The sequence below is a fragment of the Aeromonas sp. sif2416 genome (assembly GCF_019218665.1).
GTDB lineage: Bacteria > Pseudomonadota > Gammaproteobacteria > Enterobacterales > Aeromonadaceae > Aeromonas > Aeromonas encheleia.
In genome coordinates this window covers 416,704-429,852 of sequence record NZ_JAHUXC010000001.1, presented here as the reverse complement: position 1 = coordinate 429,852, position 13,149 = coordinate 416,704, and the positions used below count along the sequence as shown (strand labels likewise).

General features: G+C 63.7%; 9 protein-coding genes and 2 tRNA genes. 4 read left to right on the top strand and 7 right to left on the bottom strand.

Annotated elements, in window-relative coordinates; genetic code table 11:
• The first annotated feature begins 19 nt into the window (after nt 1-19).
• On the top strand, nt 20-244 hold the full coding sequence (locus tag KW821_RS01920) for a hypothetical protein (protein WP_042651387.1): 225 nt from the start codon (nt 20-22) through the stop codon (nt 242-244).
• Nucleotides 245-250: 6 nt separating this feature from the next.
• On the opposite strand, the gene yciA is transcribed toward KW821_RS01920, so the two are convergent.
• From yciA to KW821_RS01895, 5 genes are all read right to left on the bottom strand, one after another.
• Nucleotides 251-649, bottom strand: a complete 399-nt coding sequence (gene yciA / locus KW821_RS01915) for an acyl-CoA thioester hydrolase YciA (protein ID WP_197720916.1) — start codon at nt 647-649, stop codon at nt 251-253.
• A gap of 144 nt (nt 650-793) precedes the next feature.
• The gene (locus KW821_RS01910) at nt 794-1,609 is read right to left on the bottom strand and encodes an NAD-dependent epimerase/dehydratase family protein (RefSeq protein WP_218290159.1); all 816 of its coding nucleotides are present in this window, start codon (nt 1,607-1,609) and stop codon (nt 794-796) included.
• 248 nt (nt 1,610-1,857) lie between these two features.
• A complete protein-coding gene (locus KW821_RS01905) occupies nt 1,858-2,856 on the bottom strand; it encodes a LacI family DNA-binding transcriptional regulator (RefSeq protein WP_218290157.1) in 999 nt (332 codons plus the stop codon).
• 179 nt (nt 2,857-3,035) lie between these two features.
• Nucleotides 3,036-4,940, bottom strand: coding sequence for a transglycosylase SLT domain-containing protein (locus KW821_RS01900; RefSeq protein WP_218290155.1), 1,905 nt, complete (start codon nt 4,938-4,940; stop codon nt 3,036-3,038).
• 84 nt (nt 4,941-5,024) lie between these two features.
• The gene (locus KW821_RS01895; RefSeq protein WP_218290153.1) at nt 5,025-7,544 is read right to left on the bottom strand and encodes a bifunctional diguanylate cyclase/phosphodiesterase; all 2,520 of its coding nucleotides are present in this window, start codon (nt 7,542-7,544) and stop codon (nt 5,025-5,027) included.
• Between the two features lie 386 nt (nt 7,545-7,930).
• On the opposite strand from KW821_RS01895, the gene hpf reads away from it, so the two are divergent.
• Complete coding sequence (gene hpf, locus KW821_RS01890; RefSeq protein ID WP_042651382.1) at nt 7,931-8,269, top strand: ribosome hibernation-promoting factor, HPF/YfiA family; 339 nt, start codon at nt 7,931-7,933, stop codon at nt 8,267-8,269.
• Between the two features lie 72 nt (nt 8,270-8,341).
• On the opposite strand, the gene KW821_RS01885 is transcribed toward hpf, so the two are convergent.
• Nucleotides 8,342-8,851 (bottom strand): VC2046/SO_2500 family protein, encoded by a 510-nt coding sequence (locus KW821_RS01885; protein ID WP_218290151.1) that lies wholly within the window; start codon nt 8,849-8,851, stop codon nt 8,342-8,344.
• Nucleotides 8,852-8,976: 125 nt separating this feature from the next.
• On the opposite strand from KW821_RS01885, the gene KW821_RS01880 reads away from it, so the two are divergent.
• Nucleotides 8,977-9,061, top strand: a tRNA-Tyr gene (locus KW821_RS01880).
• 30 nt (nt 9,062-9,091) lie between these two features.
• Nucleotides 9,092-9,176: transfer RNA gene (locus KW821_RS01875), tRNA-Tyr, on the top strand.
• Nucleotides 9,177-9,297: 121 nt separating this feature from the next.
• Here KW821_RS01875 and KW821_RS01870 read toward each other — a convergent pair.
• Nucleotides 9,298-13,110: a translocation/assembly module TamB domain-containing protein gene (locus KW821_RS01870; protein ID WP_218290149.1), complete on the bottom strand. Its 3,813-nt coding sequence runs from the start codon at nt 13,108-13,110 to the stop codon at nt 9,298-9,300.
• Nucleotides 13,111-13,149: the final 39 nt, after the last annotated feature.

The following is a 13,149-nucleotide window of genomic DNA, read 5'->3' as shown; positions in this document are numbered from 1 at the left end:
ATCCATGAGGGATCCCGCAATGGCGAGACAGCACCAGTACCGCGTGACATTTTATGATCAACAAGGAAATTGTCACCAAGTGGAGCTTTCCACCGTCTATCAGATCAGACGGGATCCCCAGTGCGATCTCTGCCTGTTTGACACCCAGCACTGCGTGGGATCGGAAGAGATGCTGGAACGCATGATACGGCAAAAAACCGGGCTTGAGCAGGAAATATCCATCATCAACGCCCGGCTTATCTGAGCCGGATCAGACCGGAACGGGACGGGATCTGCCCTGATCGTCGATGGCGACGTAGGTGAAGACCCCCTCGGTCACGCAGTAGCGCTGGGCTTCATTTTCCCGCAGCACCGGCTTGACCCACACCTCCAGCTTGAGCCGCATGGAGCTGCGACCCACCTTCAGGCAGCGACCGTAGCAACACACCACGTCCCCGACCTTGACCGGACTGTGGAAGGTCATCCCCTCGACGGAAACGGTACAAATACGTCCTTTTGCCAACTCCTTGGCCATGATGCCCCCACCTATATCCATCTGGGACATGATCCATCCCCCGAAGATATCGCCATTGGGGTTGGTATCGGCTGGCATCGCCAGAGTTCTCAGCAACAGTTCCCCATCGGGATGACGCTTTGTATCTACCATCATTACCGCTCTCTCTATCATGGATGCGGCATGATAGGGGGCGATCCCGGCCTTGGCAAACCTCAATTGCCCGCCAGCCCCGGCGAATACAGGGCTGGACGCGGCCCGTCACCGACACAACAGACGATATTGAGCCCCATTTCCGGCTCAGCGATCCGGGGCGGCCTGCTCGGCAAACCAGTGCGCCGGATCGGGCCAGCGGTAGACGAAGCCGAGCCGCTGGCAGATGCGTTGCCCCTCGATCGGCGCAAAAACGCCGGCGGGCTCGATAAACTGCGGGGGCGCCAGGCCGAGCAGCCGGCTCGCGAAGGGATAGAGCTGCTCCCGGCGCGGGTGCACGGGGGCGCTCAGGTTGTAGGCATCCCCGTCCTGTCCCTGGTCCAGCATCAGCTGGCAGGCCGCCACCACGTCATCCAGGTGCACCAGATTCACCGCCTGGCCGCCGCCAGTCACCATCTTGCCGGCGAGGAAATGGCCGGGATGACGCTCCGGGCCATAGAGCCCGGCCGGGCGCAGCACCATGGCGCAGGCAAAGCCTGCTCCCTGCACCACCTGCTCGGCGGCCAGCATCCGCTCCCCCCTGGCATGGGCCGGGCAGGGCTGATCTTCTTCCCCCTGCCCCGGCGCCCACACCGAGGTCGCGCTGATCAGCAGCACCTTGCGTGTGCCCGCCGCCTTGGCCAGCTGACACAGCCGTGCCACCGCTCCCGGGTAATCCTCGGTCTTGCTCGGTGGCACGCAGACAACCAGCGCGTCGCAGGCGAACGGCAAGGGCGCCGCCAGCTGGGGGCTAATCAACAGCGGCAACGCCGGCACCCCCTCCGCGCTCAGCCGCTCCGCCTTCTCGGCCGAGCTGACGGTCACCAGAACTCGCCTGCCCTCTGCCTGCAAGGCCTTCGCCAGCGGCAGTCCCAGCCAGCCTGCCCCCAGGATCCCGATCTGGCTCATGTTCGCGTCTCGCATTGGTAATATCCTGACAAAAAAAAAACGGCCATCCAATGATGACCGTCGAAAGTAACGAAGGAAATAGCTGGATTAACCAGTTACCTCCCACAGCGGGAAAATCGGGAGCGCACGCTCCTAATTCGTGGGGCCTATCCTAGTGGCAGCGCAGGCAAAAAGCTTTGAAGCGGATCACAGTTGAAAAGGATTTCTGAAAGCGCTTTCAATCCTGGCCGCGAGAATTGGCCCATTCAGGGCCAACTTATTGCTCAGGCCACGGACTCGCGGCGCACCAGTTCAGCCTCGAACTTGAGCGCCAGGCCGTCGACCGGCTTGTGATCCAGCAGCCGCAAGGCCAGCTCGGCCGCCCTCTCCCCCATCTCCTCGATGGGATAACGCACCGTGGTGAGTTTGGGGTAGATGTAACGGGCGTAGGGGATATCGTCGAAGCCCACCACGGAGATCTGCTGCGGTATCTTGTAGCCCCGCTCCAGCAGGCAGGAGATGGCGCCCGCCACCATGGCGTCGTTGAAGCCCAGCACGGCGCTGAACTCGACACCCCGCTCCAGCAGCTCGCCCATGGCCACATAGCCCCCCTTCTCGTCGGCGAAGGCGCGACCGATGAGGGCCTCGTCCAGCTCGATGCCGGCCCGTTGCAGGGCGAAGCGATAACCGGCCATCCGCTGCTGGCCATCGACGAACTCCTCGTCATCCGAGGTGACGAAGGCAATCTTGCGATGACCCGCATCCAGCAGATGCTGGCAGGCGGTGGTGATGCCGGCCTGGTTGTCCAGCCAGACGCAGCGCTCCTCGCAGCCCGGCACCTGGCGGTTGATGAAGACGATGGGGGTAGTGCCCGCCGCCAGCTCGCTCAGCTCCTCGTCGGGCAGCGCCTTGCTGTGCAGGATCAGGGCGTCGCACTGACGCTGCAACAACGCCTGGATGGCGTGGCGCTCCCGGGTCGCGTCATGGTTGCCGGAGACCACTATGGTGAACTTGTTCGCCTTGTCGACCATGCTCTCGATGCCGCGCATCATCTGGGCGAAGAAGGGACCCCCACAGAGGTCACCCACCAGCACGCCGATGCAGTTGGAACGTTTGCTGACCAGCGCCTGGGCAAAGCTGTTGGGACGAAAACTCAGCTCCTTCATGGCCGCCAGCACGGCTTCACGCTTCTCCGGGGCCACCTGCGCCGTGTTGTTGATGACTCTCGACACCGTCGAGATGGACACATTGGCCAGCTGAGATACGTCTTTGATCGTTGCCACTCTCAATTCCTTTGTTGGGGAAGCCTGTCTGTGTTGATCGGGGCATTATATAGAACCAGCCAGACCAAGACGCGGCGCCCGATCACCTGGCAGGTTTCCTTTTGTAACAAAATCTTAAGGGATGATAACCATTTTGAGGCAAGAAAGGGAGACAGCCGCCGCGGCGGCTGTCTCCCGTCTCAATAGGCGTGGTTCAGCTCACGTTCCGACATGAAACGCAGCGGCTGCTGCAGCTTTTGCTGGTAGATGAGATCGAAGGAGAGCACGTTCTGGACATAGTTGCGCGTCTCCCGGTAAGGGATGCTCTCCACCCAGACATCCATCGGCTTGTTGGTACTCTGATCGCGCCAGCGCTTGACCCGGCCTGGGCCCGCGTTATAGGCCGCCGCGGCCAGGATCCGGTTGCCGTCATAGACATCCAGCAGGCGCTTGAGGTAGGCGCTGCCGAGCCGGATGTTCATGGCCGGATCGAACAGCTGCTGCTCGTTGCGATAGGGTACCCCCAGCTTGGCGGCGGTCTCCTTGGCGGTGGCCGGCATCAGCTGCATCAGGCCCCGTGCCCCGACCGGCGACTGCGCCAGCGGGTAGAGGGCGCTCTCCTGGCGGGAGATGGCGTAGAGCAGGCTGGTGTTCATGCTCCGCTCCTGCGCCATCTGGGAGAAGGTGCGCTTGAGCGGCAGGGGGAAGCGCAGGTCGAGCGCGTCCCAGGCCTCGGCCCGGATGCTGGACAGGATCGCCAGTTCATGCCAGCCCTGATTGAGGGCGATGTGACCAAACTCGATGCGCTGGGCGACCGGGTTGCGATCCATGTTGTGGATCCACTCCGAGCGCGCCGCCGTGACCTCGTTCATGGCCAGCAACTCTCGCACCCGCAGCAGGAAGGGCCAGCGGCTGCTCGCCGTGCGCCAGTCCGGCACCTTCTGGGCCGAGCTCTGGTTCTTCATGCGATAGGGCACGCCGGTGCGCTGCGCCGCCATGAAGCCGTAGAAGCCGCGCAGATTGGCGGTTTCCAGATAGAGATCCCGCGCCGGTTTCTGCTGACCCTGCACCTCCAGGGCGCGGGCCAGCCAGTAGCGCCAGCGATCCTCTTTCTGCAGGGCGATGGGCATCCGCTTGACCCAACCGGATAGCCCACGCCAGTCCTGCTCCCAGACGGCGAGTCGCGATCTCAGCTCCAGCAGCTCCGCATCCTTCATCCGCACCAGGGTCGCATCCAGCCAGTTGCGCTGGACCAGGGAGCGGTCCAGCAGCAGGCGGCGCGCGGCGGCGCGTTCGATGGGCAAGACCTCGGCCTGGCTCAGGCCAAAGCGGCGCTTCATCTCCCCCAGCTGGCGCAAGACCGCCTCGGGATCCTGATTGGCGTAGCGGGCCAGCCCCAGCGACAGCAGGTGCCTGGACGACGGCGCCGTCGTGAAATAGGCCGGGTTCATCGCCTTGGCGGGCTGCTCATACAGCGCGATCATCTGATCCCCATAGGGTTTCAGGTTACCGCTCAGCTGGGCACCGAGGTGGCGGATCAGATCCGGATTCTGTGCCTCGAACGCCAGCTTCATGCGCTGCCAGATCTTCTCCTGGGTGCGCAGGCCCGCCTGTTGCCAGAGCTGGAACAGGGGATCGCAGGCATCGGGCCTGGACTGGCCGCTCAGCCAGAGCTTGCCTGCCTCATTGAGCGCCTGTGTCTTCTGCCCGGTGTAGTAGCGCGCCTGATAGTGCTGGCAGAGCAGATCGGTGGAGCTCGGCTTGGCCGGGTAGAAGCGCAGGAACTGGGACCACTGCTGGCTCTGGGCCAGATAGGTGAGGTAGCCGCGCTCCAACCGGTTGGACTGGGGGGTATCCCCGTGCTGGCGGATGAAGCGGGTCACGTCACCATAGTTGGCCGCCCCCGGCCGGAAGGCCAGCTGGTAGTAATCCAGGTAGGGCAGCAGCGGGTAATGGGCCAGCCGCGCGCGAATTTGCTGGAATCGGACCTGATCGTCGGCCCGCACCGCATCATAGCCCTCACGATAGAGGGATTGCTCCATGGTCTGCGCCATGATCCCTGGCACCCACAGCGCCGATAAGACGATTCCCCAGACGGCTTTCACGAATAGCGTTCTCCCTTGAGAGGCACAACCACCGCCCGTTGGCGGTGGTGACATGACACTCATTCTACCCGGTAAATATGGGAGCTACGCCACACTATTTTTATCGGCCGGGACGACGCGTTCGGGGCGGGTCAGCCGACGGACGTAGCGCTCAAGATAGGGCACAGGCAACGGCTTGGAGGCGAGATAGCCCTGGTAGAAATGGCAGCCCTGCGCCTGCAGGAACTCCAACTGCTGGCGGGACTCGACCCCTTCCGCCGTCACATTGAAACCCATGTGGCGGGCCATGGCGATCACCGCCTCGACGATGGCCATGTTGTCGCCATCCTTGGGGATGTCCTGAATGAAGGAGCGATCGATCTTCAGCTCATCGGCCGGCAACCGCTTGAGGTAGCTCAGGGAGGAGTAGCCGGCACCGAAGTCATCGATGGCAAAGCTGATGCCAAGAGCCTTGAGCTCGGTCATCTTGCTGATGGTGTCTTCCGCGTGGCCGAGCACCACGGACTCGGTGATCTCCAGGTTCAGGCAGGCGGGATCCATGCCGGTGGCGGCCAGCACATCGTGGACGCAGTCGACGAAATCCGTGGCGTGGAACTGCTTGGCGCTGACGTTGACCGACAGCTGGGGCACGTGGATCCCGTTCTCCTCCCAGGAGACATACTGGCTGCAGGCTTCATGCAGAACCCAGTTGCCGATATCGACGATGAGATCCGTCTCCTCGGCGATGGGGATGAACTCGGCGGGTGAGACCAGGGCCCGGCCCGGCGGCTGCCAGCGGATCAGCGCCTCCACCCCTATGATGTCGCCCCCCTCCACCATGTGTTGGGGCTGATAGTGCAGCGTCAGCTCCTGGTTGTTGAGGGCGCTGCGCAGCTCGTTGTGGATGTGCAGGCGGCGATCCGCCTGCAGTTGCATGGAGGCATCGAAGAAGCGCCGGGTCTTGCGGCCCGCCGACTTGGCCTGGTACATGGCGGTGTCCGCCTGCTTGAGCAGATCCCCCGCCTCCTGCTCCCGGCCGGGGAACAGGGTGATGCCGACGCTGGCCCCGATGTGCAACACCTGACCGCCGTGGGTATAGGGGGCGGCGATCTCGCCGATGAGTCGCTCGGCGATGAGATCGGCCTGCATCTCCGCCTGGGGCGGGCTGGTCGACAGCGACGGTAGCAGCAGCACGAACTCGTCACCGCCGAGGCGGGCCAGGCAATCCCCCTGCCGCACCAGCCGCTTGAGCCGGCTGGCCACCTCCTTGAGCAGCCAGTCGCCGGTGGCGTGGCCGAGGGAGTCGTTGATGGTCTTGAAGTGATCGAGATCGATAAACAGCAGGGCGCCGACCAGGTGCTCGCGGCTCGCCTCGAGGAAGGCCTGGGCCAGGGTCTCGTGCAGCTGACGGCGATTGGGCAGGCCGGTCAGCTCATCGTAATAGGCAAGATCCTGAATGCGCCGCTCCGCCGCCTTACGCTCCGAGATATCTTCGAAGAAGATGACGTAATGGCTGATCCCCCCCTTGTCATCCTGCACCGGGGTGACTATCTCCCACTGGGGATAGGAATCACCGCCGACGTTCAGCCGCAGGGTCTCCCCCTGCCAGCGATCGAGGGCATTGAGCTCGTAGCCAAGCCCCCCCAGTCCGGACCAGAGGTCATTGCCAAGGTGCAGGCCTATCACCTCCTGGCTGTCGAAGCCGGTGATCTGGCTGAACGCATGGTTGACCCGCAGGATCTTGAAGTCGGGATCCGTGATGATGATCCCTTCATGAGTCTCGAACGCTACCGCAGATAGCCGCAGCTGGGCGTCGCTCTGCAACCGCTCCAGCTCGGCCACCATGCGTACCGAGAAGATGGTCAGAACGGAATCCAGGTTGGCGGTCTGGGTCTGGCTCGGGAAGAGCAAGGCCAGATGGCCCAGGATCTGGCCAGCGCGATCACAGAGCGGCTGGGCGTAGTAGTGCTGGCCCGGTGGCAGGCCGGCGCAGTCGGTCAGGGGTTCGCTGATGGGGGCCGCACCGGCGGCACCCTGCCGATAGAGCTGCCGGCAGGGCAGGTCGGCGATCCCGTACTCCTTGAGATCGATGCCGTGACTCGCCAGTACCCTGAGCCGATCGCGACCGACCCGCTCCGTCAGCCATACCGCATTGGCCCCCAGGATGTGGGCGAGCTCGTTGACCAGGGTATTGCAGAAGTCGAGCCCCGTCCTGGCGGAGAGGGCCTGCGCCAGCTGGGCCAGCAAGGGGTCTTGCAACAGCGGGGGATGCTGGGCGAGCCCGGCAGCTTGCCCGCTGCCGTTCGCCTCTCGATCCGTCACCTCGAGGGGCGCCAGCCAGCCGCAGCACAGCTGCTGCGCGGGCACGTACTGGCCGCACCAGAGCACATGGTGCAGGGCGCCGGCATCATCGCTGAGATGACCGATGAACTGGCCTGGCTGACGAGAATGGTGGAGTCTGGAGAGAAAGTCGGCGAAGCCGGGTTCATCCTCTGGCGCCAGCCGCGTGGCCCAGGGATGCGCCCCCTCCCCCTGCCAGGGTTGGCAAGAGACATGATCGGACAGACTCCATTGCTTATGCTGCCGATCATAAAACCACATCATCTGAGTGGCTTGCTGTTTCATTTACGACTCCAACACTACAACTACGCAATCCATCCCGGACACGGCCTGGAGGGAATATCCACTCGCGCCCATATACCCGCCTGCGCATGGCGGTTGCGATGCGAGGAGAGAGGTGTGGGTAAAGAGGCGAGACTAAGCGGCGAAAACCAGACATCGGGTCGACACAAGGCGCTGCCAAGAGGGGACAGAGACGATCCTAGTTGCTTCATACTGCCTGCCCGTTTCGCCGAGCTCAAGCGGTTTTTGGCATGAAACGGGAAAAGCTCACAATTTATAAATTGCTGAATAACCAAGGGAATATTTCGTGACGCAGATCACGTTTTCATCCGCCAGCATGGGTAATCTGAGGGTGAAGACACAAGCAAGACGACCCGAAGGGGGCCAATATGAAAATCGAAATGACCAGTAAAATCATCGACATCACCCCAGCCATCCGCGAGCGCATTGAATCCCGTTTTGAAAAGCTCGAGCGTCTTCAGGTGCCTCTTATCACACCCCATGTGATCATCTCCAAAGAGCGTTTGATGTATATCGTCGAGGCCACGGCCGGTATCCCCAACGGCAAGCTGTTTGCACAGGCAGAGCACGAGGATCTGTACGCCGCCATCACCGATCTGGGCCAGAAGCTGGAGCGCCAGCTCACTCGTCACATCGAGAAACCCATAGCACGCCGTGGGGCGGCCGTGGTCAAGGAAGTGCCCCAGCCGGATGAAGCCGACGCATAATCCGGACTGTCATCACCCTCATTGAGCAAAAAGGCGGGCCATCCCGCCTTTTTGTATTTGCAGCGCCTGACGTCACCCCAGCCAGCGCAAGCGGGCATCGACCCCTAGTTTCAACTCCTCCAGCAGCGGCAGCATGAGCAAGGGATCCTCCCCCCTCGGCTGGGAGGCCAGCCTGCCCTGCCAGCGTTCACGCCCCAGCGCCGAGAGGTTGTCGTAGATGGCCGGATCCAGCGCCGCGGCCTTGCTCACCAGCGGGGGCGAGCGCAGCGCCAGCCAGAGCCGCACATCCACCATGCTCCCCCCCTGTTGCAGACGCTCGTTGAGCTCGCTGGCATCGGGCTCCGCCACTGTCCCCTGCAAGGCCGCCTCGGGTGGCAGACCGAAATGGCTGCGCCAGGCCTGCTCTTGCGGCGCCGCCGCCGGCGTGGCCCCAAACCAGGGTTGCTCCTCGACGGCATCGGTCAGCAGGGCCAGGTGCAGCCGGAAGTCGGCCCTGTCCCCCTGGCGGAGATCCTGGTTGAGGCGCTGGCCCAGCTGGGCTTCATCGACGAGCAGTCGGTCACGTATCGCGCTGGGCAGCATGAGATAAATCTCAGAAATGGGGGTTTCATTGTTTATCGGCCATCAACCCGATCCTTTGAGCATTAAAAATAAAGCCAAGGGGTTCACAAGCGCGACAGATCTGTTAGTATGCGCCTCGCACTCGAGGAGGGGTTCCCGAGCGGCCAAAGGGATCAGACTGTAAATCTGACGGCTCTGCCTTCGAAGGTTCGAATCCTTCTCCCTCCACCATTCAAGTGCAACAATCAGGTACTGCCCCGTGGAGGGGTTCCCGAGCGGCCAAAGGGATCAGACTGTAAATCTGACGGCTCTGCCTTCGAAGGTTCGAATCCTTCTCCCTCCACCACTCTTCTGAAGACCCGGCCAAGCGCCGGGTTTTTGCATTTCCGGGCCCTCTCAATCTCACCCCGTCGGATAGCACCATGAAAAACGGGAGGCCAAGGCCTCCCGTTGTTGCGACATCCGCCTCACAGGGTGAAGCGATAGAAGATGTCCACCGCCTGGGCCACCCCGCTCACCGCCTGCAGATAGAGTCTCGGCAGCACCTCGTAGCGCAGCTTGAACTCGGCGATGGGGCTGAACACCCCGACCCCGTACTGGAACTGCAGGCCCGGCAGCAGATAGGCAGACAGGGTCACCTGGGTATCGTCCCCACTGCCGGCGGTGTCGAGTGCCACGTCGCTCATGCCGAGGGACTCCCCTATGCTGGAGACCACCCCGTTGGCCTGGCTGACCGCACCGGCCACCAGCAGGCCGTTGAAGCCGCCATCCTCGCCACTGGTCTGCAACCCCTTGCCGCGCAGCAGATAGGAGAGCTGCTCGGACTGCGTCATCATGGGCTCGGAATAGACGGTGATCTTCGGCTTGGCCGCCGGCCCCGTGACCCGCACCCCGACGGTGACGTTGTCCTCTATGGTATCGGGATCCCGATACGCCTCTATGTTGAGATAGGGCTGATCGATGGGGCCGGAGAACAGGATCCGGCCATCCTTGATGATCAGGTTCTGGCCGTAGGCCTTGAAGCGCCCCTCGTTCAGGACCAGCTGGCCGTTGCCCGACAGCGGCTTGGACGGATCCTGGCGGATGTTGAGCGCCCCGGCCACCTTGGTCTTGAGCCCCATGGCCTCCAGCCGCACGTCATCCCCCAGCCGGATGGCCAGCTTGATCTCCATCGGCAGTGGCGCCGTCTTCGGCAGCGGTGGCACATCGTCATAGATCACGGTCACGTCATCGGAGAGGGCCACCGCGCTCTCGGGCAGGCTCTTGACCAGGATCCGCGACCAGGGGATGTCCACCTGACCGCTGATCCTGGTCTCCTCGCCCAGCGAGATGGCGATGTCCGGCGTCACCCTGACCCGGCCCATGCCCGGGTACTGGGCCTCCAGATCCTTGCCCTGGATGGTGAGGCTGCCGGTGACCGGCAGTTGGGCCCAGCTCAGCCAGCCCCCCAGCGCGAGCGGCCCCTTGCCCACCAGCATGGAGCCATCGAGCTCGGCCCTGTTGCCTTCAATCTTGAGACGGGTCACCAGCTTGCTCAGGGTGACCATGTCGGAGTGGGTCTGCACCTCGCCATCGCGCAGGTTGAGCTCGCCGTACAGCAGGGGTGACGCCAGGGTGCCATCGAAGCGCGCATCCGCCGAGATGATCCCCTGCAGGGTGCGCACCTCGGGGATCAGCGGGGCGAAGGTGGTCAGCTTGAGGCTGTCGAACTTGAGCTGGCCGGACAGGTTGCCACGCCCGGCGGGCTCCCTGATCAGCATCTCGGTGTCGATGTTGCCGATCTGGCGGGAGGCGAAGTCGATCCGGACCGCGGCCTGCTGGCGCTCGAAATCGACCCCCAGCTCGAGTTGCTGGTAGTCGGTCTTGAGCTCATCGGCCACGAAGGTCCCGGCCGTGGTGCGGACCCTGGCGTGCAGGGTCGGCTGGGAGCCGCGCCAGCTGGCGCGACCGTCTGCCGACAGGACCGCTTGCCAGCGGAAGTTATCCGGTAACCAGGGGCGCAGTCGCTTGAGATCGAACGCGCTCAGGGCGAAGTCCAGGCTGCCCTGCTCGGCGGAGAGCCGGCTGCCCTTGACGCAGAGGCTGGCCCCCTGCGACCCCAGGCAGAGATCCCCCATGGTCAGCTGCTGTTTGGGCAGATCCAGGTCCAGCGACCAGGGCGCCGCCAGCTCCCAGCGTTTGAGCGGCGTCTTCAACTTGAGGCTCGAGAGGGCGCCGCGCCAGTGATCCCCGTGCAGGCCGCCATTCAGGCTCAGGTTGGCGGCCACCGGCTCCCCCTTCATGGTCAAGGTGAGATCGTGGCGGTTGAGATCGCCGCTGAGGTTCAGGGCCAGCTGGGAGAGCGAGTTCGCCCCCTGCACCAGGCTCGCCACCGTCAGCGCCAGCTCACCGGCGGGCTTGTCTCCCACCAGGGCATTGCCCTTGATGGCGCTCCCCTTGAGCACTGTGCCGGCATAGGAGAGACGACCCGAGGCCAGATCGACGTTCACCCTCGGCGCCTGTTGGCTGCCGGTGAGGCGGACCTGGCCCTTGACGTCACCCTTGAGACCGGGATAGAGGCCACCCAGGGCGGGCGCATCCAGATCCGCATCCAGCCTCCAGGCTTGCGCGGTGAGCGATCCCTTGGCCCGTAGATGGTTGGGGCCGCTTTGCAGCGCCAGCGCCGGGATCTGCCACTCCATCTTATCGTTGCCGCTGAGCTCCCCCTTGAGGGCCAGCGGATACTGGTTCAGTTTGCCGTCTACCCTGAGATCGGGTAGCGCCAGCTGCCAGTGGCCCGCCTCGGTCAGCTCGAAACGGCTGACTATCTTGCCCGCCAGCTTGCCCTTGATCTCGGGCACCAGCTCGGCCGGGTTGATCTCCTTGAATTCGGTGGTGCCCTGCCACTGGACCCCCTTGCTCCAGGCCAGCTTGCCATCGAGCTTGAGCTCGCCGGTCAGGGCATTGAGCAGCAACTCGATGCGACTCAGCTTCGCCAGATCGCCCTTACCCGACAAGGCCAGCTTGAAGGGCGGCACATCCGTGCCCTTGCCGCTGGTCTTGAGCGCAAACTGATAGCCGGAGAGCTGTCCCTTGGCGGTCAGGCTGCCCTTGCCCAACTGGTAGCTGGGCTCCTCCTTGGCGGGCTTGTGCAGCGGCCAGCCGAGGCTCTTCCAGTCCAGCGCCAGATCAAACGGCAAGTCAGGATCCAGTGCCGCCAGGGTTCCCTTGAGAGTGGCGGCCACCGGCCCCTTGGCTTGCAGCGCCAGCGCCAGCTTGCCGACCGAGCCGTCCAGCGTCAGTTTCGCCTGCTCGGAGCCAAGCTCCCACTGCTTCAACCCCTTGCGCGCCTTGGCATCCAGGGTCAGGGCGAGCGGATAGTCATCGACCAGGCGCACATGGCCGCTGAGCGCCAGATCGGCCATGTCGTGGCGCAGGGAGAGTTCGCGGATGTCGATGCGCTCTTCCTTTGCCGTGGCGGAGAGCACCAGCTTGTCGATGCCCTCGATCAACTCACCCTGCTGATAACGCAGCCTGGTCAGGGACAGTCCTTCGAGCTGGACGGGGAATGGCAGGCTAAAGGCGGGCAGCGCGATGGGCGCCGCTTTCTTGGCCTTAGTGGCCTTGCTGTCATTTCCCTGTTTTGCCTTGGCGATGACCGGCTCCTTGGTGCCGACAGGGGATGGGGCCGCCTTGGTCGCCGACTGGGCGGCCTTGGCCGTCTTGCCTGCCTTGTCGGTTGGGGTCTTGGCCGGTGGCGTCTCGACCAGGGTCACATTCAGACCATCGAGCATGGGCCCGCGCACGATCAGCCCCTTGCGATCCAGGCTCGCCCCTATATCGAGAGACTTGAGGGTCAGCCCCAGCCCGGGCACGGCGAAATCCAGATCCGTCACCTTGAGGCTGTCGATCTGGATGCGCAGCGGCAGCGGCTGCCAGACGAAGGGCGCCGTCGGTTCTTCGGCGGCAGGCTCGGCTTGCGCCGCCCGGACCACGGGATGGCTCACCTCCAGCGACTTGATCCAGAGCTTGCCCTGCAGCAACTTGCCGAGATCCCAATCCAGCACGGCGTGATCGATCGTGACATCGACCAGCGCATCCTGCCAGCCGAGCCCTTTCAGGGTCCAGCCGTAGCCGAGTTGCCCTGCCACCAGTTCCCCCTTGAGGGAGGGCAGCGCGGCCCTGGCCTGTTGCCACAACCACTGGTTGCCCGGGTGGCTGAAGCCCAGCAGGCTGACGCCGATGAGCAGCAGAAAGACGATGCCCATCAGCCACAAGAAAATACGTTTTACCCAGATCACGATGCAGACCCCAGCGAAAGAGACAGCCGCAGCGGCCAG

Coding starts and splice junctions, on each gene's coding strand:
- KW821_RS01910 (WP_218290159.1), bottom strand. CDS start 1,609: ATGCGAGACGCGAACATGAGCCAGATCGGGATCCTGGGGGCAGGCTGG.
- KW821_RS01895 (WP_218290153.1), bottom strand. CDS start 7,544: ATGAAACAGCAAGCCACTCAGATGATGTGGTTTTATGATCGGCAGCAT.
- KW821_RS01920 (WP_042651387.1), top strand. CDS start 20: ATGGCGAGACAGCACCAGTACCGCGTGACATTTTATGATCAACAAGGA.
- yciA (WP_197720916.1), bottom strand. CDS start 649: ATGATGGTAGATACAAAGCGTCATCCCGATGGGGAACTGTTGCTGAGA.
- KW821_RS01885 (WP_218290151.1), bottom strand. CDS start 8,851: ATGCTGCCCAGCGCGATACGTGACCGACTGCTCGTCGATGAAGCCCAG.
- hpf (WP_042651382.1), top strand. CDS start 7,931: ATGAAAATCGAAATGACCAGTAAAATCATCGACATCACCCCAGCCATC.